The sequence below is a fragment of the Paenibacillus sp. J2R1T-4 genome (genome assembly GCF_059692235.1).
On record NZ_JCAUBA010000010.1, the window covers coordinates 12,476 to 36,692 of the forward strand.

Here is a 24,217-nt window from a genome sequence, read left to right on the forward strand (position 1 = left end):
GGAGGGATTACAATGGCGAAGAAAATGCCAGAAATGGAAACCTATAAGTATGGATTTCGTGACGAGCATAAGTCGATTTTCCAATCAGGAAAAGGACTGACCAATGAAATCGTGGAAGAGATTTCCAGGATGAAAAACGAACCGCAGTGGATGCTTGATTTCCGCATGAAATCATTAGAGCTGTTCAGAGCGGCTCCAATGCCAACTTGGGGCGGCAACATGGACGATCTTGATTTCAACGACATTCAGTACTATGTCAAACCATCTGAGAAACAAGGTAAGACGTGGGAAGAAGTGCCGGAAGAGATTAAGAATACGTTCGACAAGCTAGGGATCCCGGAAGCGGAACAGAAGTTCCTTGCTGGGGTATCCGCTCAGTATGAATCCGAGGTTGTGTATCACAGCATGCAGGAAGACTTGGAGAAGCAAGGTGTTATCTTTACAGATACAGACACCGCGCTTCGTGAGTACCCTGAGTTGTTCAGAGAATACTTCGGGACGATTGTCCCGCCGACAGATAACAAATTTGCAGCACTGAACAGTGCGGTATGGTCAGGCGGAAGCTTCATCTACGTACCTAAAGGTGTTAAGTGTGAAGTTCCTCTGCAAGCCTATTTCCGGATTAACTCGGAGAATATGGGGCAGTTCGAACGTACTCTCATCATTACAGATGAGGATAGCCTGGTCCATTACGTGGAAGGCTGTACAGCTCCGATCTACAGCACGAACTCCCTGCATAGCGCAGTTGTAGAAATTATTTGTAAGAAGAATTCCCGTGCGCGTTACACAACGATTCAGAACTGGGCTCCGAACATTTATAACCTGGTTACGAAGCGTGCAGTTGCAGAAGAGAATGCCACAATGGAATGGGTCGATGGTAACATTGGTTCCAAACTTACGATGAAATACCCTGCCGTAGTACTAAAAGGCCGCGGCGCCAAAGGGATGGTATTGTCAATCGCCGTTGCCGGTAAAGGGATGCATCAAGATGCTGGAGCGAAGATGATTCACTTGGCACCAGATACAACTTCTACAATCGTATCCAAGTCGATCAGTAAACATGGCGGTAAAGTAACATATCGCGGTCTTGCTTCCTTCGGACGTAACTCCCAAGGCTCCAAGGCGAACATCAAATGCGATACGTTGATCATGGATAAACAATCTACATCCGACACGATTCCTTATAACGAAATCATGAACGACAATATCACATTGGAGCATGAAGCGACGGTGTCCAAGGTGTCTGAGGACCAATTGTTCTACCTCATGAGCCGCGGACTTACCGAAGCCGAAGCGACACAAATGATCGTAATGGGCTTCATCGAGCCTTTCACTAGAGAGCTTCCGATGGAGTACGCGGTAGAGATGAACCGTCTCATCAAGTTCGAGATGGAAGGTTCTATCGGTTAAGTCGCCATAAGCCTTATTACAGTAAGGCTCAAAGGCTGTTTAAATACTGGTCGAAATCGTTTGTGCCGATTTCGTGCCGATTCAGATTTTTCTTTTGGTGTAGGAGGCGAACTTTTTAAGTTCGTCTTCTTCTATTTTTTTGGTGATATCTAGGTAAGTATCAGCAGTCGTTTTGATCGTCTTATGCCCAAGTCTCTTCGATACAAATACCAGGCTTGCAGGTTATGATGGATCACTACCGGATGTTGTAATTCAGAGCCCATTTATTTGGGTACATGCCCTTATTTCGGTTCTCCACATAATATGGTGTAATCTAAACGAAGGGAGTTACACGAATGAGTCAAGAAAATATATATCAGCAAATGCAGGAAAGGGAGCCTCAGCAAACTGTACCTCAAGGAAGAGAATCTAATCCACATTATCCTCACCATGGACATCATCCTGGGCATCCTCATATGACGTATCATCATCACCATCACCATCACCATTACCACTATCACCATCACCATTTTCCAATGCATCACAAGACTCCGTAGACAGCTATTCTGTTTTTGGCGGAGTAATCTGTTCTGCGGCGGACAAATAAAAGCCACTAACGAATTTAATGTTCGTTAAGTGGTTTGTTTTTTGAGCATCTGTCTATTGAAACTTTTCGTCCCATAAAGAGGTCGTATGTTTTTGAATCGAACTAAGCGGAGCCGAGTAGTCTTGCCGAAGGTAAGTCTGCGAGGCGGAGTGCCTTTGTGCAGCGCTGATGATCAAGACAGTCTGTGTAGTCCGTAGGACGGAACAGTCTGTCTTGCGGGGGTTTATATCCCCCTCTTATTTCGGTGAGGGGTTACCGCCGTGATCCAGTTCCTTAGTGCAACGGTTACGGTCACCGTGCGAGGAGTGTCAACCTCTCATTTTGCTTTGCCCCGCAAAAGAGTCCAATGAATGGGTGGTTGATCATTAGGGAGGAAGGGAGTGTTCGAATGGAGGATGGTAATACTGTGAGAAATCCCTTTGTTTTCTCATTTCAGCAAAAGGGATAAGCTGTGACCATAAGTCGTCTTATGGAGCCGAGGCCGTTACAAGGTTTCTTTACAGAGACTAGCAAGAACGACAAAGGCAAAAGTCTCACACTAATACCATAACTGGGGTGAGTGCTCACACGCTACTCTGTGCCGCCAACCGTCGGTCGATGAATATACGTTTCACATTGTACTCACCTTCTCAATCAAGATGTACAACATTGGAGAGATAAACCAGCTTGTCCTACCCTTGCGACTTATGTGGGATTCTGGCATATCCCACCACCGGCAAACAGGTATGTTTTAGTGTCTGGTATCTCTCCAAGTCTTTTACAATTTCATCTTATCCTTTAATATATTCGGATTTACTGCGGATTCAACGGTCTCAAACCTATTTCTCCTTCTTCATTCCGCCCCCGTCCATAATCTATGATTACAAAATCAAGAGTTCGGTTGATCTTAAGGCTGTTTGCGATGTTTTTTATTACTTTCCTACGCTTCTCAGCAAATGTTGTGGCCTGTATCGGATGGATTGCCTTCTTAAACCCTTTTTCCATATATGATTGAACAGTCCCGTATTTTTTTCCTTCCAGGAACAACATCTTAGCAATCATAGCTTCATGCTGATCTCTGATGTTGTTAATCGCAAACCGGATGATATTTGTTATCGCCACGTACAACTTGTAGTAGGACTGCCTCTCATCCTTCAGGATAACTGCATTGGCCGTTACATCGGCTGTGAGCTCCTGTCCTGTGATCCGCTTTGATATCGATCCAGTCTACATAGCTGTTCAATAACCAGATGGTTTTTCTTATGTCTTCACCGGTCACATTATCAAAGAACTGAAGCTGCTGAATGAGTTCTATGTCTTTAGATCCTTCTTCTCTTACCTCAACGATGGTCATAGTGAATCATTCCTCCTTAGGTTCGAAAGGTATACTTACTCCTTCCAATGGATAATTCCACATCCCTAACTGCCCCTTTGCAGGTATATGTTCTATTGGTGTAACGTCTGATAATTCATAAGCGTATCGCCCAGGTGCATAAAGAGAACTGGAAGCCATTCTCTACAAGCATGCCACTCATTGACCATAACATATGGGTGGATGAAGTCTTGAAGAAGCACAACATCGAACAGCATTTAGCGGCTTGAGTGCAAACACAACCTATAGCATTGCTAATGATTGCTTAGTATCTGGAACGCTGTTAGTTGAAACTGGAGCAGGATCTTATACAACTGATCCAGCGCCTTCACCCCCGATCGGTAAGCTGAGTGTGGGTGGATCAGCTTTAGTCGGTAAGCAACTGAGCGTTAACTGGTCAAGCGTTTACCTAGCTACCTGCTATGATGTGTACGCAGACGGTTTTTGGAAAGCTTCCGTTTCTGGTACCTCAACAGTTATTCCGATTGATAAGGAATACTGGAATTACTCGATAACCATCGTACCTGCGAATGCATAAGGCTCCGGAACAACAAGTGATCCTTATATCATCAGATCGAAGGACGAAACGTTACCTTACGCTAACAGCATTAGCAAAATAACGTCCACCTCGACCTCGATTCAAGTCTCTGCATCTGGGTGGGACAATAACCCGACTCAGGGAAACGCTTCGGGGCTGAGCGGCTTCTATTTTTATAAGAATGGAGTCTATGATGGAGTAGCTTTTCAAAGCGGAGGGAGTGCCAGCTATAACTTCACTGGATTAGCAAGTGGAGGGACGTACACCTTATCAGCTTACGCATTTGATATTCAAGGGAACATTTCATTCTTATCTGCATCCGGTAGCTTTACCGCTAGCCCGGCAAGACCTACAAACTTCTCATGGACATTTACAAAATTGAGCGGGGCGAATGTTAATGTCTATGCTTTTGAATGGAATGATCTAGCCACAAAGATTAACCAGTTCAGGCTTATAAACTGCTGCCGGAATAATTGAATTCGGTGTTACCTCAGTACAGAAAAAAGCATTTTATCAAGCAATCCAACCATATATAACAACAGAAGATCAGCAACACGTATATGTAGAACCAAGACTTAAAGCAAGAGTTAAAATGAGGAACTGGACGAAAAATGGACTACTGAGGAGTTCCGTTTTTGTAGAGTTTAATATGAGTATATAGTCTGCAATACGGAGTGTGTTTTCACCTATTTTGTGAAAAAAAATGGCCGGTTCAAAGAACCGACCTACAGTAAGAGGAGTACTTATCATGGGATAATCCAGAGTGAAAGGAAAATTGAAATCAGTGTACGAAGAACCGCATTAGATGATTACACCGCGCAAAACAATGACTAACAGAATGAAAAGCACGAGAATGATCCCAACGCTAGTAAAGCCCCCGAAGGATCCTCCAATTCCACCATCAAATCCCATATTTCTTCTCCTCCTTTTATAAAGATAATGTAGTGTATGTGGGAGGAATCGATTCTGTATGGGTAAGTATTGCAGGTCAAATGCACAAATATGGTAAATATACTCGATGATATATTCCCAACAACAGATTAAGGATTTGTGAAAAGCTAAGGGGGCTACCACCGATACCGCTGCAGCTAAAAGTTCTTGTTTCCCTGACAATTTTCCGAGTTTTAATGAGAATCCGAGAAGCATTTTTTACACCTAACTGCGAACTTATTATGACAGATGCCCATACAATACATGGTCAAATGTCTATATCATCATAGTAGGAGGACAACACATATGGGCTTTCACGGAGGATTTGGTCACGGAGGACTCGGGGGATTTGGTCACGGAGGATTTGGGCATGGAGGATTTGGAAGCCCGTTTGGCTTTGGAGGATTTGGAAGCCCGTTTGGCTTTGGAGGATTTGGAAGTCCGTTTGGCTTTGGAGGATTTGGAAGTCCGTTTGGCTTTGGAGGATTTGGAAGTCCGTTTGGCTTTGGGGGATTTGGAAGCCCGTTTGGCTTTGGGGGATTTGGAAGCCCGTTTGGCTTTGGGGGATTTGGAGGATTTGGAAGCCCCTTTTTCCGCCAACCTAACGGTGTTTTCCAGCATGACGGCGCGGCCTCTTAGGAGGTCGCGTTTTTTATCGGGATCTCATTTGTAGAGGACTGGGCAGGAACCTAAATGAACTCGATAGTTTTTTCAATCATCTGTCAAAAAAAGTGAACCCTCCTTTCCGCATAATTCCGATTGCAGCGCACAACCTAATGGACAGACAAGGTTACGCTAATACAGAAGAAGAGGGAGGATGCTGAGGGTCATGACAATAGTGAACAGAGTGAAAAGATCAGGTAAAGCGGCATTACTTGTAACGATCCTGCTAAGCGTATCAGCATGCACAACTACCAAGCAGCCTGTGGAGCAGCAATCAGAGGGACAACAGGTTGTGCTGGAACAAGTGAAAAGCAACAAAGGCGTTCACATCTTGAGTGTTACCCCGTATGGGAGCGATGCAAGGATTCCAGTAAGGACATTTGAGAATAACCGGTACATTTCTGCCCAATTGTTAGCGGATGTGTTGGAATACAAGACGGTCTGGAACGAAGATATAATGAAACTAGGTGTTAACGGACCGGAATTTGAGCTGCAAGCCAATAATCAGAAGGCTCTCAAAGCCGATAAACCGATTCCGTTGGGATTACCTCCGGTGATGAAAGAGAACGCGTTGTACATCCCGGTTGACTCCTTGGCTGACTTATTCGGAAGCGATATGTCCTTTCGTTCGACAGATACAGAAGTTAGCGTCAGCCCCGCTCTAATACGGGTCAAGAGCCTAGAAGAGTATGTCGTGGATCCGCCGGCACCTCAAGAGGATATGTACTTCTGGGAAAAAGCAGCATTGAGCCCGGATCAGCCAACATTAGGCAGAGTTAGAGGTTCGCATTACAAACAGCCTGCAGCACTTAACGCCAATGGCGGGTTGGATTTCAATCAGATGGAGGCTACGGCCAAACGTTACCTCGGGATCAAATACCAATTCGGAACAGGTCCATTCTCAGAGACGGGCTACTTCGATTGTTCTTCCTTCATGCAATTTCTGTTCGCCAAGCAAAATGTGGATCTGCCCCGCACAGCAAGAGCGCAGGCAGAGGAAGGGACTAGTGTAAGGAAGGACGATATAAGGAAAGGGGATATGTTATTCTTCTATGTACCAGGAAGATTCCGTTCTGATGAGGTTGTGGGACACGTGGGATTGTACTTGGGAGATGGAATGATGATTCACTCCTCCCCCCAGCCTGAAGATGGCGTACAGTTAACAGATATAAATAAGCCTTACTGGAAAAACTCGTATCTCAAAGCAACTCGTATAACCCGCTAGCCACAAGCTTAGCTATATTATCCATTCATGGGATTCCAGGGGCCGAGCTGATGGCCCTTCCACTCCGAGCCGTCTTCCCATATTTCTTTTTTCCAGATCGGAACGATCTGTTTCAACCGTTCAATGGCATAACGGCTTGCTTCGTAACATTCCGCTCTATGGGGAGCGGCTACGGCAATAACGACACTGATCTCTCCAAGCGGTACAGCACCAAGCCGATGTGAGATCGCACATAGGGCGCCCGGCCAGCGGGCGTCTATTTCTTCGCCGATCTGCTCCATGGTCTTAAGAGCCATGGGTGCGTATGCCTCGTACTCAAGCAATGTAGTACGCTTTCCATTCGTATATTCCCTGGTTGTGCCAACAAACGCAATTACTGCCCCGTAACGGGAATCTTGTACTTTGGTGCAAGTTTCCTCTGTAGACAACCGTTCGTAGGTCAGGGTAAATAAGCCGTTGGGAGAAGACGATACGGTGGTGGAGTCGGCATCAGTAGGTTGTCCTCCTGATACGGGTGGAATTAGAGCGATTTCATCGGAAGGGGAAATGGCAGTATCGTCTGAAGCGTAGCTCTGATTGCGAGCGACGAACGATAGGCGTATTAACGAAGCCGCGCTTGGAAATTGTACACATAAAGTTTCCTTCAATTGCTGGACCGTTAGGGAATCATTGTCTAAGGATAGGCTCAGACGGCTCGTCCCGATTGCATCAGCTAATCCTGCAAACAATAAGATATTAATATTCACTGGCATAATCTCCTGCTCTTAGGATCGTTTTATTTTTATCGTACAGAAAGCGGAGTGGCATTGTCAATCAAAGCTCAGGCATACAATGAGTAATATCCCGTTCAAGGACGAGCGGCAGGAATTTACGTATCCTAAGACGAATCCTTTGAGGGATAAACTAAAAGCAAAGTGCGAATAGGAGGGGATTCGTTTGCCAGCGGAATATCAACAGTTGCATATCATCCATACGAACGATATCCACAGCCGATTCGAGCAAATGCCCCGTATAGCGTCTGCTATTCAATATTTGAAGCAATCGAGACCAGTCGAGTCTGTCATTACGTTAGATATCGGTGATCATATGGATCGTATGCGTGTAGAAACGGAAGGCAGTATGGGAGCAGCCAACATAGCTGTATTGAACGCTACCGGCTATGACGCGATTGTGCTTGGTAATAATGAAGGTCTTACATTCCCAAAAGACACGATCTCCGCAGCCTATCACGGCAAGGCGCAATTTGCTGTGCTTGGAACAAACTTGTTAGAGCTGGAAACTGGAAAACAAGCAGAATGGATGGTTCCCTCACTCGTAATCGAGCAGGGCACATTGCGGATCGGTATCGTTGGAGTGACAGCCTACTATGAGAGCTTCTATACTTTATTGGGCTGGTCAGCTCTTGAACCGATTCAGGCGATAGCGGATGAAATTTACAAGCTAAAGAAGGAGTGCGGCGTTCATATTACAATTGTGATGTCGCATCTAGGGCTGAGACAGGATCGTTTGTTAGCTCACAAGGTGGAGGGCATTGACCTGATTCTTGGAGGTCACACCCATCACTTGCTTGAACAACCTGAGCGGGAGGGGAATACGTGGCTTGCCGCTACAGGAAGTCTAGGCAAGTACGTAGGGGATATTACGCTTGGGTATGATTTTCGTACCGGAACCGTGACGTTGGAACAGGGATGTTGTCTTTTGGCTGACGATTTTCCTGCAGATGCGCAGGTGGCTGATTTGATTGAAGATTATCGTGTGCTTGGATATAACAAGCTGGAGCAGCCGGTTGCGCATCTTCATACAAGTCTTGCCATCGATTGGTATGGGGAATCAGAGCTGGGCAATCTGTTGGCCTCAGGTATTCGAAGGTGGACGGGGGCTGAGATCGGTCTGGTCAATGCAGGACAGCTCCTGAATGGGTTGGAAGCCGGCCCGGTTACAGCAGGACAATTGCTTGGTATGTGTCCTTCGCCGATCAATCCTTGTCTGACTCTTCTAAAGGGCAGCGACATTATGCAGGCTCTGGAAGAATCCTTGTTGGCGGAATACTATGAGCACCCGATTCGCGGTTTTGGTTTTCGGGGTAACGTGTTAGGGGTACTTTGTGTAAGCGGGATTCGAATTGAGTATGACCCTGATGGCGTGTCGATGAACAAAATACATAGGGTTTTCTTCAACGGATTACCACTTGATTTGGAGCATATGTATCAGGTCGGTATGATCGATATGTTTACGTTCAACAGTGGTTATACTTCATTAAGCCATGGAATGGACACCCGTTTTTTTCTCCCTGAATTTATTCGGGACGTGTTGAAGGAACAATTGCAGCGACCGGATGAGTTGATCCATTGCTCGGAACGTTGTTGGGTCGCTAGCCGTTAGATGGATGAAGCTGAAGGAGGATATAGTCATTTATGTACGATCTGTGGATTGCGATTATTATTGGGATTGTTGAAGGGTTAACTGAATTTTTACCGGTTTCATCTACAGGGCATATGATCCTTGCAGGACATATGCTTGGTTTTGAAGGGGACAAGGCAGAGACATTCGAGGTTGTCATACAGCTTGGGGCTATATTTGCGGTAGCTATAATTTATTGGCGCAGAGTGCTGAGATTGTTCGGGTTCAAAGATCAAGTGTCGCGAGCGAAGCCGCAAAAAATTAATTTACTGCATATCCTTATTGCCATTGTGCCTGCCCTGGGACTTGCGTTCCTGCTGCGGGATCAAATCAAGCTGTTATTTTCACCAGAAACGGTCGTAATCGGACTCATTGTCGGCGGTATCTTTATGATTATTGCAGAAAAGCAACAACCTCAGATTACAGCCACGGACATGGACCAATTGTCGTACCGTCAAGTTCTGTTCATTGGGATTGCCCAATGTTTGTCACTTTGGCCGGGGTTCTCTCGTTCTGGTGCGACAATTGCAGGCGGGATGATGGCTGGGGCAACAAGAGCAGCTGCGGCAGACTTTACATTCCTGATCGCTATTCCGGTTATGTGTGCGGCTACCGGTTACGAGCTGTTAAGCAGCTATGATCAGTTCACCTCAGCAGATATCGGATTTTTTGCAACGGGTTTTATTGTATCCTTCCTTGTAGCGCTGCTCGCGGTTGTTACTTTTATTAAACTGGTTGGAAGATTGAAGCTGACTTATTTCGCTTATTATCGATTTATTTTGGCAGGTATTGTGATTTTGTATATGAGTTTGGTAGGTTTTAACTAATATGCTTTAATCTAAATATTAGATTTGAGCCAGATCGCCGTCCATTTGTTTGATTGATGGGCGGTTTTTGTTTACAATGTAGAGATCAACATGATTTGTCATGCTTTGAAATTTGATATTTAGGTGAGTCCTTTGAGTACCCCCATTCCTAATCTCGGTCATGCTTCTCTATCGCCGACTAACGATCCTTGGGATCCTATTCGCTCTCTGCGCCAATACGGCCGTCATGTGCTTACTAGCGTGGAGCTGACGATGACCAACCTCTGTAATATGCGTTGCGAGCATTGCGCGGTTGGAGACGCTCTAACTATGACAGAGGGAGAACGTATTCCTCTCTCGGCCATACTTAAGCGATTGGACGAGGTAGAACGTTTAGAAACGATAAGCATTACTGGCGGAGAACCGACTTATCACGCGAAAACCGTGAAAGAATATATAGTTCCAATATTAAAATACGCCCGTGAGCGCGGCATCCGGACTCAGCTTAACTCCAACGTAACGTTGGAGTTATCACGCTATGAGCAGATGGTACCTTATCTCGATGTGATGCATATCTCGTATAATTATTTGAACGCGGATGATTTTCTTCGTGTAGGCTTTACAAATACGGCCCACCCCGTTAGTCTTGAGACTGCAACGAAGCTGTTTGAACGGATGGTCGAGAATACGATTGCTCTGAGCAAAGGAGGAATGTTCGTAAGTGCTGAATCGATGATTAATTACCGCACTCACGATAAACTTCCCGCTATTCACAAGCTGATTCAAGAGATGGGCTGTAAGCGGCATGAAGTCCATCCGATGTATCCGAGCGCATTCGCCGCTGCTTTGCCAGTGCTTTCCTTGGATGAGACACGTACGGCGATCGATCGGTTGCTTGATGCCAGGAATCCTGAGCTCTGGATGCTGTTCGGAACGCTTCCGTTCTTCGCTTGCAGTGATAATGAGAAGGACCTGCAGATGGTTAAGAAGCTGCGGCAGGCGCCTAACGTGACGGTTCGTAATGATCCGGATGGACGCAATCGTATTAATGTGAGCATGTTCACGGGAGATGTGTACGTTACGGATTTCTCTGATCTGTCTGCACTGGGGAATATGAAATCGGATTCCTTCGAGAGTATATTCGACCGATGGCTGAGCCATCCTCTTAATAAGAAGGTAGACTGTCATTGTCCGGCTGCCGCATGCTGCGGACCGAATCTTCTCGTCGCGGATACGTATTACAAGGAAGTTGATTTCAAGAAACGCACCGCGCTCGTAGGCTAATGACGATGTAACAGGCAGTCAATCGATCTTCGAGAGGAATTAACCCGCATTGGAACAATATGTTTTTCACTGGAACGCGATTATGTGGAACCTCCTGCTCATTCTAGTACTGGTTCTTCTGAACGGCTTCTTTGTAGCCGCAGAGTTTGCCTTGGTAAAGGTAAGGCAGACTCGGCTTACTCAGTTGGTGAATGAAGGCAATAAGCGGGCTCGCTATGCCTTAAAGGTAAATCAGAAGCTGGATGCTTATTTGTCGGCTACTCAGCTTGGAATTACTCTTGCCTCGCTTGGACTTGGCTGGGTCGGTGAAAAAGCACTATCCAGTCTAATTGTCGAGCCCGTTCTTGGCCGTATGGGTGTGGTGGATGTGGTTCTGTCTCATACGATTTCGTTCGCGATCTCATTCGCCATCATAACCTTCATGCACATCGTGTTAGGTGAGCTTGCCCCGAAGTCATTAGCGATTCAACGTTCAGAAGTGACCTCACTCTGGCTCTCTGCTCCGCTTATGTGGTTCTACAAGATCTTTCTTCCTGTGATTGTAGTGTTGAACGGCACAGCGAATTGGCTGCTCCGGTTAATAGGCATACGACCCGCAACCGAGCATGATGCGGCACATACCGAAGAAGAAATTCGTATTCTTATGAATCAAAGTGCTAAGAGCGGTCATATCGATAAAGAAGAGATGGTGCTGTTCGATAATATATTCGAATTCTCTGAACGTCTGGCCCGTGAAGTGATGCTGCCTCGTATCGATATGGATTGTCTTTTCTCCGATCTTAGCTGGGAGGAGAACTTGAAGCTTGTGTACGCTACGAAGCACACCCGGTATCCTGTAGCGCTGCAGGATAAGGATCGTATCGTTGGTTTTGTCCATATTACCGATCTTCTTACGGTTGACCCCAATGTAACGCATGAGCTGGACTCATTCATCCGACCCATATTAACCGTTCCTGAATCGATGGAGATCAGCCATGTGTTGCGATTAATGCAAAAGCGTCAATCTCAGTTAGCGATAGTGATCGATGAATATGGGGGCACAGCGGGCCTGTTAACGAGTGAAGAGATTATTGAAGAGATCGTGGGTGAGCTGCACGATGAATTCGACGAATTTCGTCCCAGTGTAGAAGTGAAGGGACATATTACCTCTGTTGAAGGACGAGTGCTTCTGGATGAGGTAAGCGATATGCTCCACATCACGCTCGAGGATGAAGAAGTGGATTCGATTGGCGGCTGGTTATTCAAGCAGCTAGAGGGAATGCCGGAAACAGGGCAGAAAGTATCAGCAGGTTCTTATGTTTTCGAAGTTGCTGAAGTGGACCGGTTGCGTATTGTAAGAGTACATATATACCGCAAGGAAGACCAATCTTGGGCAGAAGCGGAACTGCCAAATATATAAGAAGGAGTGTTGTAGTTGTCCTCCAAAGTCATTCTATTACTCGCACTTGGAATCGCGGTTCTGTATGGACTATTTACAGTAGGTTCTCCTTTTCTGCTTGCGATTGTCGCTGCATTGTTTTTGGAGCCTGTCATTATCCCCATGATGAAGCTGTTTCGGTTGAATCGGGTTGCTGCATCGGCCATTGTATGCACATTGTTTACTTTGTTGTTATTCGGATTAGCTTATTTGCTTGGAGTTAAGATGGTGTCGCAGCTCGTGGAGTTCTGGGATAAAGCTCCTGTTTATTTCAATGAAGCGAATCGTTATATCAAGGATGCAGCCGAGCGAACGCAATTGTTTTACAATTCGTTGCCTGCAGATATGGCGGAGCAATTTCAAGGCGGATTCGAGACTGGACTCAAAACCTTAACGGAATCACTGAACGGAATAATGAAGGGAATATCGGGGTACTTCATCGGGTTTGCCAAATTTATTCCGAACTTCTTCATCTTTTTCATCGTCTTCCTCGTGGCCCTGTTCTTGTTCAGCTTCAGCTTGCCGCAGCTCAAGGGCTCCTTCCTGTCCATATTCGAGGAGAAGTCACAGGACAAAGTGGATAAAGTGTTAGTGAATCTTCGCAGCTCCGTGTTCGGCTTTCTGCGTGCTCAATTGATTCTGAGCGCCATGACCTACATTATCGCCTTAACGGGACTGCTCATCCTTGATGTGGACTACCCATTAGCGATAGCGCTGCTTACAGTGATCGTTGATATTTTACCGATTCTGGGCGTAGGTTCTGTGCTGGTTCCATGGGCACTGTACGGTTTCATCACGGGGGACAACTTCCTCGCGATCGGGTTGCTCATCTTGTTCGGAGTTATAACGATTGTAAGACGAATTGTCGAGCCAAAGGTGTTGGGGGATGCGGTGGGAATCAGCGCTTTAGCAGCACTTGTCAGCTTGTATGTCGGGTTCAAAATATTCGGGGTCATAGGGCTGTTCCTCGGTCCGATCATCGTCATTATTTATCAAGCGATGCGCAAGGTGGGCCTGCTGCAGTTTAAGATTAAGCTGGAATAGTACAAATCGATTCGACGGGCCCAACTGAAATCCAACGCCAAGGACCTGACCGGTGAACTACTTCCGGTCAGGTTTTTCTTATTTCGTCTGCAAATAATTCATTCCAACATTTCGGAGATACTCCCGAAATTGACCTGGTGTCATTTGAAAGGCTTTGACGAACTGTCTGTTCAAATAAGCGGCATCCCCCATCCCGCATTGTTGAGCGATTGATGATAACGGGGCGTCCGTATATCCGAGCAGCCTGCGTGCCTCCTGCAGTCGCATGTCTCTCAGCATCTGCATAGGAGTAAGCTTATGGAGCTCCTGGAATATGCGATCCAAGTAGTTCGGGTTCAAATGAACTTGCTCGGCTAGCTCCTCACGAGAGAGCTTACGGCCCATATGCATTTGCATATACCGAATCAGAACGGCGAAGCGGCTGTTCGGAGAACGAGCAATTGCGGGCTGCTGGGTTATTTGTGCCTGATGCTCATAGCTCTCTAGAATCATTGTAACCAGGCTCATCGTATCAGCAGCAATACCTACCTCTCGGAAGGAGGAGGTGTGGCTATTCCATCGGGTTAGAAGCGAACAGAATGTCTCCCGATATAACTCCGGACGTTCCAGATGAACGACGAAACCGACAGGGTATCGCTCGAACAGATTCATCTGATACTTTCCAACAATCGATAGTGACATCCATTGGTGCGTTCCAGGCTGATCCGAATACTCCGCGAATGGTATGTATGGCGGATGAATCATGACGCTGCCGGACTCTGCCAGCTCCAACTGATTATGCGAACCGGTTCTTACACTTCCTTGCACCACATGACTTACGATCCAATTGGGATTCACATGGTCATGGATATGAAGGGTGGTATAGCTGTCCTCATGGACGGCATGGACGTTGATCTGCCATTCTCTTTGTACGCTGCCGACTGGAGCAGGCTGAGGTGAAGAGGAACCTGATGGAGAAGTGACGTCAACGTCAGCGGGTCCCTTAATGATATGAATTTCCTTCTCTAGCATTGTTCGCGATTCTGAAAATTGGAGTAACAAGCTTCACCATTCCTGGCAATAACGGGCCCGTTGTTGAATACGACATTCGTTTCCGGGTTCCATGCGCCGGCAACCGAATATTGCAGTACATATGCTTTTCTCATAGCTTGACTGCGATTCGGTGCGCTTCGATGAAAGAGCAGCGAGTGGAAGGCAACCATACTTCCTTTCTTCAGTTCAACCGGTATTCCGCTCTCCTCCCCATAGTAACAGAGCTTGCCGATATCGGTTTTCACGTGAGGGACGAGCCCTTTCTTATGGCTTCCAGGTTGTATCCACACACACCCATTCTCTATCGTTGCATCCTCGAGTGCGAGCCAGCAAGTCACATACATCATAGGTTCAATCGGTCCATACCCGTTATCCTGATGCCAAGGGAACTCGCGTGTGCTCTCCGGACGCTTATAGACCGACTGATCCCAATACAGCTGAACGTTTGGTCCCAATATCGCCGTATTGAGAGCAACAAACCGTGCATCAGTAGCGAATCTCTGCAGATCGGGGTGCATGAAATTCAACTGGGAGGTGAAGTTGATTTTACCTGCAGAACTAATTGAATCAGAAGGCGCTTGATTCTGGTGAGCTTGTTCGGACTGCTCGTCGATTGAATCGATGATAACTCGGATGGGATCGATCTCTTCTTCCTTGAATAAGTTATCGAATCGGATATATCCAAGTTCCTCAAATTGTTGGAGCTGTTCCTCATTAATTTGTAATATATTACCTGTAACGGACGACATAGCTATCTCTCCTTAAACATATGGAATGAGGTGAATGACTTCTTTCCTCTATTATCCTCGCGGTTAGCAGTAATGACAATGCAGTGTTTCCGTCATCCATTGTACTTTTTACACTTTTATATAAGAATTGGCCTCGTCTTTTGTCCCTCTGATTCAATTCCTGCCAAGCAAATATGGACAACCCTCATTTCATCTTGCTCTTTACTTGAAAAGATATAAGGTTAGTTTGGGCCAAGTCTCTGGGAAATAAATTCACAATCACAGCTTGTTCTATATTAATCATTTCTGGGCTGTGCTCATATGTTACATAATAGCCTGTGCAGACAATGCTTAAGGAGGTTCACATGAAAGAGATTATGGAACAGATTAAACAAACACGCGAATGGTTCCCCTATGTCAGCCCTTTCGACCCCTGTCCCCCGGTTCTAGTTAAAACTTACGATACACCACCCCAGCTATTCATTCCCTACCAGCCGCCCAACCTTCCTCAATTCCCCCCAGAAGAAGCTCTCAGAAGAGGGACACTGTGGCCGCTCTTATTCAGCCCCTATCAATCGAAGAGACGATGAAAGGAGGACCTTAAAGTATGGAATCCAAAATGGAGCTCAATGCCGAATACTATCAGCTGCTGCATAGGCTGCAAGCGGCGGACTTTGTCCTGGTCGAGTTGACCTTGTATCTCGACACGCATCCGGAAGATATGAAAGCAATCGAGCAATTCAATCAGTATGCTCATTTCCGCGCACAATTGGCAAGTGAATATGAGCGTGTTTATGGTCCGTTGCTGCAATTCGGTCATAGCTACAGCCGTTATCCTTGGGATTGGAGAAATTCGCCTTGGCCTTGGCAAGTCTAACCTGAGCGAAAGAGTGGTGTGAGTAATAATGTGGGTCTATGAGAAGAAGCTGCAGTATCCCGTAAAAGTAAGCAAGTGCGATCCCCGTATGGCCAAATATCTCGCTGAGCAATATGGCGGAGCGGACGGTGAGCTGGCTGCAGCTCTCCGATACTTAAATCAACGGTACAGCATTCCGGATAAAGTTATTGGACTGCTTACGGATATAGGCACCGAGGAATTTGCCCATCTTGAGATGATTGCCACCATGATTTACAAGCTGACCAAAGACGCGTCGGTGGAACAGCTGGAAGCAGCTGGGCTAGGGGCGCATTACGTAAGCCATGACAGTGCGCTGTTTTATGAGAACGCGGCAGGAGTGCCCTTTACGGCTGCTTATATTCAGGCTAAGGGTGATCCTATTGCGGATTTATATGAGGACATTGCAGCAGAGGAGAAAGCACGAGCCACCTATCAGTGGTTGATTGATATGACCGATGACGTAGACTTGCAAGATGGGTTGAAATTTCTGCGTGAGCGGGAGATCGTCCACTCGTTGCGATTCCGGGAAGCAGTGGAGATGCTGAAGGAAGATCGGGATACTAAGAAAGTGTATTAATTATTACAGCTTGGCCAAATGGAAAAGACAACCCATTGTTGCTCTCAAGCAGCGGTTCATGCTAGCTGCCGTGGAGGTCAACAATGGGTTTTTGTGTACTATTCTAGATTCATAGAACAGGATATTCCGACCTGCCTATAGAAGTAAGTGAACACAAACGAAAATTGAGGAGGTTGTAATATGAATTTATGTACCGTATATCTCGATCATCCCCTACAGTTAAAAAGAGCGCTCGATGTCGCCGAGCCGTCGATAGAGGCCAAGTCGACAGTTCTTTTCTACGTTCATGGAGGAGGATGGTCTGCAGGGAGCCGAGACTCGTTCCACCATCATTTGGAGCACTTCTCTGGCCAAGGCTACTGGTGTGCGAGCGTGGGATATAGACTTGCGCCTAATGCAAAGTGGACCGATCAGCTTGTGGACATCATGGAAGGCTATGATCGGTTTATTCGTTTGCTTGCGGACAAGCAGGTTCGATATAACAAAGTGATCGTAATCGGCAGCTCCGCGGGTGCTCACTTAGGTTCATTGCTTGCTCTTATGCGGCCGGATCAGGTAGAAGCAGAGGTTAAATTGACTGGTGCATGGCGTAAACCAGATGCTTGCGTATCAATTAACGGACCTGGGACGCTTGTGGAATGGCCCGATATGAACGAGACGATCCGTGAAAGTATAGAGAAAGTAATCGGTGCTAGATACGAGGATAAAAGTAGTGATTTCCAGAAAGCTTCTCCGGATTACTATGTGCATAATGGCTGCCCGAACTTCCTGTTCTTCAACGTGGAGAATGAGAAGTATTTTCCGCATGATCTGGTACAGAGAATGAGTGATCAAATTCGCGAGGCAGGTTCGGAATCGAAAGTTATTTTTTGCGAGGGTGCTGACCACGGGTTCTTCTATGGTATCTCGAACCCGTTACAATTAAAGGCGCTGGGACAGCTTGAAGACTACATTGTCCAACAAGGTGATTAATTCGATTCATTTACTTTCGTTTTTATTACGTTTCGTTTCGAATGTGTATGGATAGGAGCATTTGGTTGTGTTATGATGAACATAATTTGAACTTTGAAGGAGGCAACTTCCTTGTCTATTGTTCTTCATCCATTAGAAACCTGCTGTCTCAGCTCGCTTGCAAAAGTATTCGCTGACGAAGAATTACGCGACCAACCCGTCCTGCGTGGCTCGGCTCTCGCAAATGAAACCTTCTCGTTCCAAATTGCTTATCGCTCCAATCAATTGCTGAAGCATGCACGCGCTAAGGTTGTGTCTGCTCTTAGCTCTGTCGTCTCCATCCGTACCGTCGGATTAGTTGTGTGCGAGATGCCTATCTATGCTAATCATGATGACAATGTACTACGTACAACACCTGGATTGTACCCGGATCCGCTTTTTCCTGTGACTGATAATGAAGGAATCTCTTTGGTTCCAGGGCAATGGCGATCCTTATGGGTAACGGTTTCGTTGGATGGAAGCGTTAAGCCTGGTACGTACCCCATTACCATACAATTCGAGTCGAATGAAGGACAAGCTTTAGGTGAGAACACATTTGAGCTGACCGTTATTGGCGCTTCGCTGCCTGCGCAGCAATTAATCCATACTGAATGGTTCCATACGGATTGTTTGGCGACTTATTATGGCGTGGAAGTGTTCAGCGAACGTCATTGGGAGTTGATAAGCTCTTTCATCAAGACGGCAGTAGCCCACGGAATCAATATGATTCTGACTCCTCTGTTCACTCCTCCTCTGGATACGAAGATTGGGGGAGAGCGTCCCACCGTGCAATTAATCGATGTGAGGGTAGACGGCCCGGGGAAGTATAGCTTCGGCTTCGATCGGTTGAAGCGCTGGGTAGACATGTGTAATGAGCTCGGGGTCGAATATTTCGAATTCTCTCATCTCTTCACGCAATGGGGAGCCAAACACGCCCCTAAGATCGTAACTCAGACGGCTAGCGGTACAACTGAGAAAATCTTCGGTTGGGAGACGGATGCAACAGGAGACGACTATAAGAGCTTCCTGGCTCAATTCCTGCCACAGCTAGTGAGCTTCATTCGGGAGCATGGATTAGAGCAGCGCAGTTATTTCCACGTATCAGATGAGCCCTCTACGCAGCATCTGGAGTCCTATGAGAGTGCAAGTAACTGGCTGCGCCAATTCATTGGCGAATTCCCGATGATGGACGCCTTATCTGCATATGATTTCTACGAGCGCGGATTGGTAAAGCGGCCGATCCCGGCCAATAACCACATCGAACCCTTCCTGGAGAACGAGGTGGAGAACTTATGGACGTACTATTGCTGCTCTCAATATCAGGAAGTGTCCAATCGGTTCATCTGTATGCCATCAGCTCGCAATCGAATCTTAGGGCTGCAGCTCTACAAATTCAACATCGCCGGGTTCCTGCACTGGGGCTATAATTTCTATTACTCGCAATATTCTCGCTATCCAATCGATCCTTACCGTGTTACGGATGCAGGGCATGCTTTCCCGGCAGGAGATCCATTCGTGGTGTACCCGGGTCCAGACGGTCCAATTGAATCGCTGCGACTTGAAGTGTTCTTCGAGGCGTTGCAGGATTTGCGCGCCCTTCAGAAGCTAGAAGCTCTTATAGGCCGCGAGCGGGTGCTCGGGCTGCTAGAAGAGGGATTAGACAAACCGATCACCTTCAATGTATATCCGCAAGACCCGCAGTGGTTGCTCGCTAAGCGGGATCAGATCAATAAATTAATTGCAGAGCAACCTTCATAATTCGCAGAAGCGCCGGATGGCGCTTCTTTTTGTTCAACATAAACAGGGAACGGTGCTTGTCACTGCTCTAACGCGGATATTCCGTTTGGAACCGAGCAGAGCGGCTCTTTGAGAGCTGTGAGTCATCCATCCCCAACAACTAGCCAATCTGGTATATACTGAGTGTATAAACAAGCTGAAGGAGCTGACGCACAATGTCTAAACAACTAATCGTATGTCTGCAATCATTGGCTGCGCAGGATGTAGAACGGATCGCTCAGATAGCGCCCGATTGGGAGATCGTGCATGGCACCGATAAGGAAGTGCTGAAGCCCCGTCTTCGAGAGGCCGAGATTGTGATCGGATGGGGAAAGTCCGTTCTGGAGGAGTGCTTTCAACCAGGGAGTAAGCTCCGCTGGGTGCAGGCTTGGGGAGCTGGCGTCGATCGAATTCCGCTCGAGAAGTTTATCCAGCATGGTGTTATGCTGACGAATGCAAGCGGGGTTCATGCCTTCCCAATCTCCGAAACGATATTCGCCATGATGCTGTCTTTTGCAAGAAAAATGCATCATACGACCCTTAATCAAGCTCAAGGAAAATGGGTCAATGTTGGTGAGTTAGGTGAAATTCACGGAGCAACGATAGGAATATTAGGGATTGGAGCCATAGGCGAAGAAACGGCAAGGCTTGCCAAAGCTTTTGGAATGAAGGTACTTGGTTTCCGTCAATCCGGTCAGCCATCTCCTTTTGTAGATCAAATGTTCGATCGTCAGGGCTTGCACGGAATGCTTGCTCACAGTGATTATGTAATCAATACGCTGCCTTTGACCAAAGATACGCAACATCTGATGGGAGCTGAACAATTTCAGGCCATGAAAGCTTCGGCCTATTATATCAATATCGGAAGAGGCGGCACGACGGATACGAGTGCACTAATAGAAGCGATTAAGAATAAAGGAATTGCCGGCGCAGGACTCGATGTGTTCGAAAAGGAGCCATTGGAGGAATATAGTCCTTTGTGGCAAATGGACAATGTCATCATGACCCCGCATAATTCCGGTTCAACGGTAAATTATCATGAGCGGGCGATGGAGATTGTGCTTCGTAATCTGCAGGATTACGTTCAAGGAAGAACACCTTCGAGGAACCTTGTGAATCTGGAAAAGCAATATTGAAGCGAGGTTGAATAAGTATGGCAATTGGACAAGCGGTCCGCATGTTTGAAGATGAGAGCAGGCCGGATCCCTATTCGCGGAATGTGAATCGAAGCATTGCAGTGAGCGTGTATTATCCCATCAACAATGTTTCTGGCAATGGGGGGACGAAGAAATATTTGGACCTGTTTGCTCCTGCTGAAAAGACTGTGCTTACTATGCTTAGTGACATGGGTGTGGATTCGCAGCATTTGCAACAACTTGGCACTCGTATACTCCGGAATGAGGAGCCTTATAACGGGAGCGCCAGACCGGTTATCCTGTACTCTCCTGCATTCGGTGTTGTGAGGGACATGTATTCCTACAACATTCAGCATTTAGTAGAGAGCGGCTTTGTTGTAGTTGCGTTGGGGTCAACCTATGAATCTATCATTACGGTGTTTCCGGACGGGACCGCTGTCAAGCAATCGGAGCAAGTGGGCAGCTTGGAAAGTGCGGATTTCGAAGGCTGGTACGGACTGAAGGAGACTAGAGCAAAAGATCTTTTATATGTATTGGATAGTCTGCAGCTGCTACACGACAATGATCCTGTGCTGCGAGGAATATTTGATTTGCAATCCATTGGTTTAATCGGACATTCGCTAGGCGGAGCGGCGGTGCTCGAGGCGGCTAGAAGAGACCAACGCATCCAGGCCGGCGTAATGCTGGATCCAAGCTTTCATTTAATGTGTTTGGAGGAAGAGGGTGCGCTGCAGACACCTTTCCTCGTTGTGCGTCAGGAAAAGACAACCTTTGAACAGCTTGAAGGGGTAATGTCACCTGCTATCCTAGAACCGTTCCTTTCAGGGGTTGAGCAATTGAAGCGTGTGTCAGGACGGAAGCTGCAGATTGTAAGCATAAAAGGAGCGGACCACATGACATTCTGCGATGTTCCCTTGCACTTCAATGAAGCGCATATTGACGAGAAACATACCCGGATTAACAGCTATGTCTGCTCTTATATGATAGAACGTTTGCGACCTTAGAGGGGAAAATTTGTTTGTTTTTGAGCATTGATTGATCGTATGATTTCGTATATGATTGATTGTGTGTGATTTGTAACGTCATCAGAAGTGCATGATTTTAATATTTGCGGCCAAGGGAGATTGGGAGCGATGGGGAAAACGAATGCTGTAGCCAAATTAGGCGTCATCGGATTGGGTGGACGCGGCAGAGGTCTGCTTGAGTGCTTGCTTGCGATGGAAGATGTGGAGATTACGGCAATATGCGATCAATACGAGGAAAGGCTTGAGCTCGGACTTGAAATCGTACAGAAATCAGGACGAACTCTAGCAGACGGTTATACCGACTACAAGAAGCTGCTAGCTCGTGAGGATCTTCAAGGTGTTATTATTGCTACCACATGGGTAACTCATGCAGAGATTGCCATTGCGGCAATGAAGGCAGGCAAGTATGCTGGTATCGAAGTGGGAGGAGCAGCATCCTTGGAAGAATGCTGGGAGCTGGTCAGAACCTCGGAGCAGACGGGTATGCCTTGCATGCTTCTCGAGAATTGCTGTTATGGCCGTGAAGAGCTTGCCGTGCTGAATATGGTGAAGCAAGGACTGCTGGGCGAATTGATTCATTGTCAATGCGGGTATGAGCATGATCTGCGCGATGAAGTAGCGTTGGGTGAGCAGAGAAAACATAACCGCTACCGCAATTATTTGAACCGTAACGGTGAGCTGTATCCGATCCATGGACTCGGTCCAATCTCCAAGGTATTAGATATTAACAGAGGCAACCGATTGTTAACCTTAACGTCCATGTCATCCAAAGCTCGCGGAATCCAGCACTGGGCGACTGAGAAGTTCGGAGAGACCGATCCGCTCGCCAAGATCAACTTCGCCCAAGGCGATATCGTGACAACGATGATCAAATGCGCCGGCGGCGAAACGATTCATATTATTCACGATACGACCCTCCCGCGTCCATATTCGAGAGCGGGGAGAGTGCAAGGGACCAAGGGCATATGGATGGAGGATAAGAACTCGATCCATATCGAGGGCAGAAGTCCAGAGCATCAGTGGGAGTCATTCGATGAATACCGTGAGCAATATGAGCACCCAATCTGGAAGCAGTACCTGGATGAAGGTGTACGCGGCGGACATGGCGGGATGGATTACTTGGTACTCCGCGCATTTGCAGAGAGCGTCATGAACCAGACTCAGACGCCGATTGATGTGTACGATACGGCGGTATGGATGGCGATAACAGTATTGTCGGAGGATTCTGTTGCACTAGGCAGTGCGCCGGTCGCTATCCCCGACTTCACCAAAGGCAAATGGATCAGCCGTGAAGCAGGTCCTGTAAGCTGCTATTCGTTAGATGCGATTCATGAAGAGCTGTTCAAGGGTTAGCAGCAACAAGAGTACCATCGGATATATAGCTACCCAACAGAAAAAAAGCAGGATGCCTGATTAGGCTCCTGCTTTTTGTTTGAGGGATAATAATGTCTATATTGGCTAATTAGGCAGTGATTCGCCAGATAACCAGTTGCAGAATTACTTCAGCTTCACTGCCTCGCGCACGAAGCCGTCAGTCTGCTCCAGCAGTTGATCTGCTTTAGCACGGTCCACATCAGCGAGCAGCATAACGATCGCTGTCTTCACATGGCCGTCTGCTTGCTCATACGCTTGCTCGATGGCCGCGTCAGTAGCATTGGTCGCTAAACCGATTATACGTTTGGCGCGGTGGACGAGCTTGCCGTTCGACGGGTTGAGGTCGACCATCAGATTATCGTACACTTTACCCATACGGATCATTGCGCTTGTGGTCAACATATTAAGAATAAGCTTCTGTGCGGTCCCAGCTTTCATACGTGTAGAGCCCAATACGACCTCCGGTCCAACAACGGCTTCAATAACAAGATCGGAGTATTCACGCATAGGTGTATCGTGATTGTTGCATAGACCGATGACAGTCGCACCAAGCTCTCGAGCGCGCTTCATGGCGCCCAATACGTAAGGGGTGCGTCCGCTTGCAGCAATACCAACGACTGTATCATTCTCTCCGACTTGAAGGTGATCTATATCGTCTGCACCTGTTGACGGACTGTCTTCAGCACCTTCTACCGGATCTTTGATCGCACGATCACCGCCCGCGATAATCCCTTGCACCATAGAAGGGTCTGTTCCGTAAGTAGGCGGACACTCACTGGCATCCAGAATACCTAAACGTCCACTCGTACCTGCTCCAATGTACAGAAGGCGACCGCCGCTGCGGAAGGAGCGGAGGATACAATCCACGGCTTTTGCTATGACAGGAGTAAGCTCCTTGATTTTATCGGCAATTAGCCGATCTTCGTCATTAATAAGGCATACAATTTCTTCAGTGGACAAACAGTCAATGTTGCGGGTTCTCGGATTGACCTGTTCCGTTATAAGTTCGTTTAACAAGTTGCTCATG

23 protein-coding genes and 1 pseudogene are annotated in these 24,217 nt (G+C 47.0%); 16 read left to right on the forward strand and 8 right to left on the reverse strand.

Annotated elements, in window-relative coordinates; translation table 11 throughout:
- The first annotated feature begins 12 nt into the window (after positions 1-12).
- Positions 13-1,410, forward strand: a complete 1,398-nt coding sequence (sufB, locus tag AC58QD_RS17360) for a Fe-S cluster assembly protein SufB (RefSeq protein WP_497335476.1) — start codon at positions 13-15, stop codon at positions 1,408-1,410.
- A gap of 81 nt (positions 1,411-1,491) precedes the next feature.
- Here the strand turns inward: sufB and AC58QD_RS17365 are convergent.
- The 4 genes and pseudogenes from AC58QD_RS17365 to AC58QD_RS17380 form a co-directional block, all read right to left on the reverse strand.
- Positions 1,492-1,629 (reverse strand): annotated as a pseudogene (locus AC58QD_RS17365) (tyrosine-type recombinase/integrase); the annotation flags it as partial.
- Between the two features lie 1,159 nt (positions 1,630-2,788).
- Positions 2,789-3,037, reverse strand: coding sequence for a hypothetical protein (locus tag AC58QD_RS17370; RefSeq protein ID WP_497335478.1), 249 nt, complete (start codon positions 3,035-3,037; stop codon positions 2,789-2,791).
- Positions 3,038-3,122: 85 nt separating this feature from the next.
- Complete coding sequence (locus AC58QD_RS17375; RefSeq protein ID WP_497335480.1) at positions 3,123-3,329, reverse strand: hypothetical protein; 207 nt, start codon at positions 3,327-3,329, stop codon at positions 3,123-3,125.
- Positions 3,330-4,686: 1,357 nt separating this feature from the next.
- Positions 4,687-4,797 (reverse strand): sporulation protein YjcZ, encoded by a 111-nt coding sequence (locus AC58QD_RS17380; protein ID WP_497335482.1) that lies wholly within the window; start codon positions 4,795-4,797, stop codon positions 4,687-4,689.
- A gap of 388 nt (positions 4,798-5,185) precedes the next feature.
- Here AC58QD_RS17380 and AC58QD_RS17385 point away from each other — a divergent pair, with 388 nt between their 5' ends.
- A complete protein-coding gene (locus tag AC58QD_RS17385; RefSeq protein WP_497335484.1) occupies positions 5,186-5,488 on the forward strand; it encodes a hypothetical protein in 303 nt (100 codons plus the stop codon).
- Positions 5,489-5,644: 156 nt separating this feature from the next.
- Complete coding sequence (locus AC58QD_RS17390) at positions 5,645-6,703, forward strand: C40 family peptidase (RefSeq protein ID WP_497335486.1); 1,059 nt, start codon at positions 5,645-5,647, stop codon at positions 6,701-6,703.
- Between the two features lie 17 nt (positions 6,704-6,720).
- Here AC58QD_RS17390 and moaD read toward each other — a convergent pair whose 3' ends face one another.
- Positions 6,721-7,455, reverse strand: coding sequence for a molybdopterin converting factor subunit 1 (gene moaD / locus AC58QD_RS17395; RefSeq protein WP_497335488.1), 735 nt, complete (start codon positions 7,453-7,455; stop codon positions 6,721-6,723).
- 184 nt (positions 7,456-7,639) lie between these two features.
- Between moaD and AC58QD_RS17400 the strand changes: the two genes are divergently transcribed.
- The 5 genes from AC58QD_RS17400 (at position 7,640) to ytvI (ending at position 13,654) form a co-directional block, all read left to right on the forward strand.
- Positions 7,640-9,085, forward strand: a complete 1,446-nt coding sequence (locus AC58QD_RS17400) for a bifunctional metallophosphatase/5'-nucleotidase (RefSeq protein WP_497335490.1) — start codon at positions 7,640-7,642, stop codon at positions 9,083-9,085.
- 32 nt (positions 9,086-9,117) lie between these two features.
- Positions 9,118-9,930 (forward strand): undecaprenyl-diphosphate phosphatase, encoded by an 813-nt coding sequence (locus AC58QD_RS17405; protein ID WP_497335492.1) that lies wholly within the window; start codon positions 9,118-9,120, stop codon positions 9,928-9,930.
- Positions 9,931-10,062: 132 nt separating this feature from the next.
- Positions 10,063-11,193, forward strand: coding sequence for a radical SAM/CxCxxxxC motif protein YfkAB (gene yfkAB, locus AC58QD_RS17410; RefSeq protein WP_497335494.1), 1,131 nt, complete (start codon positions 10,063-10,065; stop codon positions 11,191-11,193).
- Between the two features lie 82 nt (positions 11,194-11,275).
- Positions 11,276-12,592 carry a hemolysin family protein gene (locus tag AC58QD_RS17415; protein ID WP_497335874.1) on the forward strand — a complete coding sequence of 439 codons (1,317 nt, stop codon included), beginning with the start codon at positions 11,276-11,278 and terminating at the stop codon, positions 12,590-12,592.
- A 15-nt stretch (positions 12,593-12,607) separates the two neighbouring features.
- Positions 12,608-13,654, forward strand: coding sequence for a sporulation integral membrane protein YtvI (ytvI, locus tag AC58QD_RS17420; RefSeq protein WP_497335496.1), 1,047 nt, complete (start codon positions 12,608-12,610; stop codon positions 13,652-13,654).
- A gap of 78 nt (positions 13,655-13,732) precedes the next feature.
- Here the strand turns inward: ytvI and AC58QD_RS17425 are convergent, their stop codons facing one another.
- Together AC58QD_RS17425 and AC58QD_RS17430 are read right to left on the reverse strand one after the other, a co-directional pair.
- On the reverse strand, positions 13,733-14,665 hold the full coding sequence (locus tag AC58QD_RS17425) for a helix-turn-helix domain-containing protein (protein WP_497335498.1): 933 nt from the start codon (positions 14,663-14,665) through the stop codon (positions 13,733-13,735).
- Positions 14,659-15,435: a phytanoyl-CoA dioxygenase family protein gene (locus tag AC58QD_RS17430; RefSeq protein WP_497335500.1), complete on the reverse strand. Its 777-nt coding sequence runs from the start codon at positions 15,433-15,435 to the stop codon at positions 14,659-14,661. Before AC58QD_RS17430 ends, AC58QD_RS17425 begins: the two co-directional genes overlap by 7 nt.
- Before the next feature lie 356 nt (positions 15,436-15,791).
- Between AC58QD_RS17430 and AC58QD_RS17435 the strand changes: the two genes are divergently transcribed.
- The 8 genes from AC58QD_RS17435 (at position 15,792) to AC58QD_RS17470 (ending at position 23,169) form a co-directional block, all read left to right on the forward strand.
- Positions 15,792-16,004, forward strand: a complete 213-nt coding sequence (locus tag AC58QD_RS17435) for a spore coat associated protein CotJA (RefSeq protein WP_497335876.1) — start codon at positions 15,792-15,794, stop codon at positions 16,002-16,004.
- 17 nt (positions 16,005-16,021) lie between these two features.
- The gene (locus AC58QD_RS17440; protein ID WP_497335502.1) at positions 16,022-16,291 is read left to right on the forward strand and encodes a spore coat protein CotJB; all 270 of its coding nucleotides are present in this window, start codon (positions 16,022-16,024) and stop codon (positions 16,289-16,291) included.
- A 28-nt stretch (positions 16,292-16,319) separates the two neighbouring features.
- A complete protein-coding gene (locus AC58QD_RS17445) occupies positions 16,320-16,889 on the forward strand; it encodes a manganese catalase family protein (RefSeq protein WP_497335504.1) in 570 nt (189 codons plus the stop codon).
- Between the two features lie 180 nt (positions 16,890-17,069).
- Positions 17,070-17,861, forward strand: a complete 792-nt coding sequence (locus AC58QD_RS17450) for an alpha/beta hydrolase (RefSeq protein WP_497335506.1) — start codon at positions 17,070-17,072, stop codon at positions 17,859-17,861.
- A 117-nt stretch (positions 17,862-17,978) separates the two neighbouring features.
- Complete coding sequence (locus AC58QD_RS17455; RefSeq protein WP_497335878.1) at positions 17,979-19,637, forward strand: glycoside hydrolase domain-containing protein; 1,659 nt, start codon at positions 17,979-17,981, stop codon at positions 19,635-19,637.
- A 194-nt stretch (positions 19,638-19,831) separates the two neighbouring features.
- Positions 19,832-20,791 (forward strand): D-2-hydroxyacid dehydrogenase, encoded by a 960-nt coding sequence (locus tag AC58QD_RS17460; protein ID WP_497335508.1) that lies wholly within the window; start codon positions 19,832-19,834, stop codon positions 20,789-20,791.
- A 17-nt stretch (positions 20,792-20,808) separates the two neighbouring features.
- Positions 20,809-21,795: an alpha/beta hydrolase family protein gene (locus AC58QD_RS17465; protein WP_497335510.1), complete on the forward strand. Its 987-nt coding sequence runs from the start codon at positions 20,809-20,811 to the stop codon at positions 21,793-21,795.
- A gap of 129 nt (positions 21,796-21,924) precedes the next feature.
- The gene (locus tag AC58QD_RS17470; RefSeq protein ID WP_497335512.1) at positions 21,925-23,169 is read left to right on the forward strand and encodes a Gfo/Idh/MocA family protein; all 1,245 of its coding nucleotides are present in this window, start codon (positions 21,925-21,927) and stop codon (positions 23,167-23,169) included.
- Between the two features lie 144 nt (positions 23,170-23,313).
- Here AC58QD_RS17470 and murQ read toward each other — a convergent pair whose 3' ends face one another.
- Positions 23,314-24,216, reverse strand: a complete 903-nt coding sequence (murQ, locus tag AC58QD_RS17475) for an N-acetylmuramic acid 6-phosphate etherase (protein WP_497335514.1) — start codon at positions 24,214-24,216, stop codon at positions 23,314-23,316.
- Position 24,217: the final 1 nt, after the last annotated feature.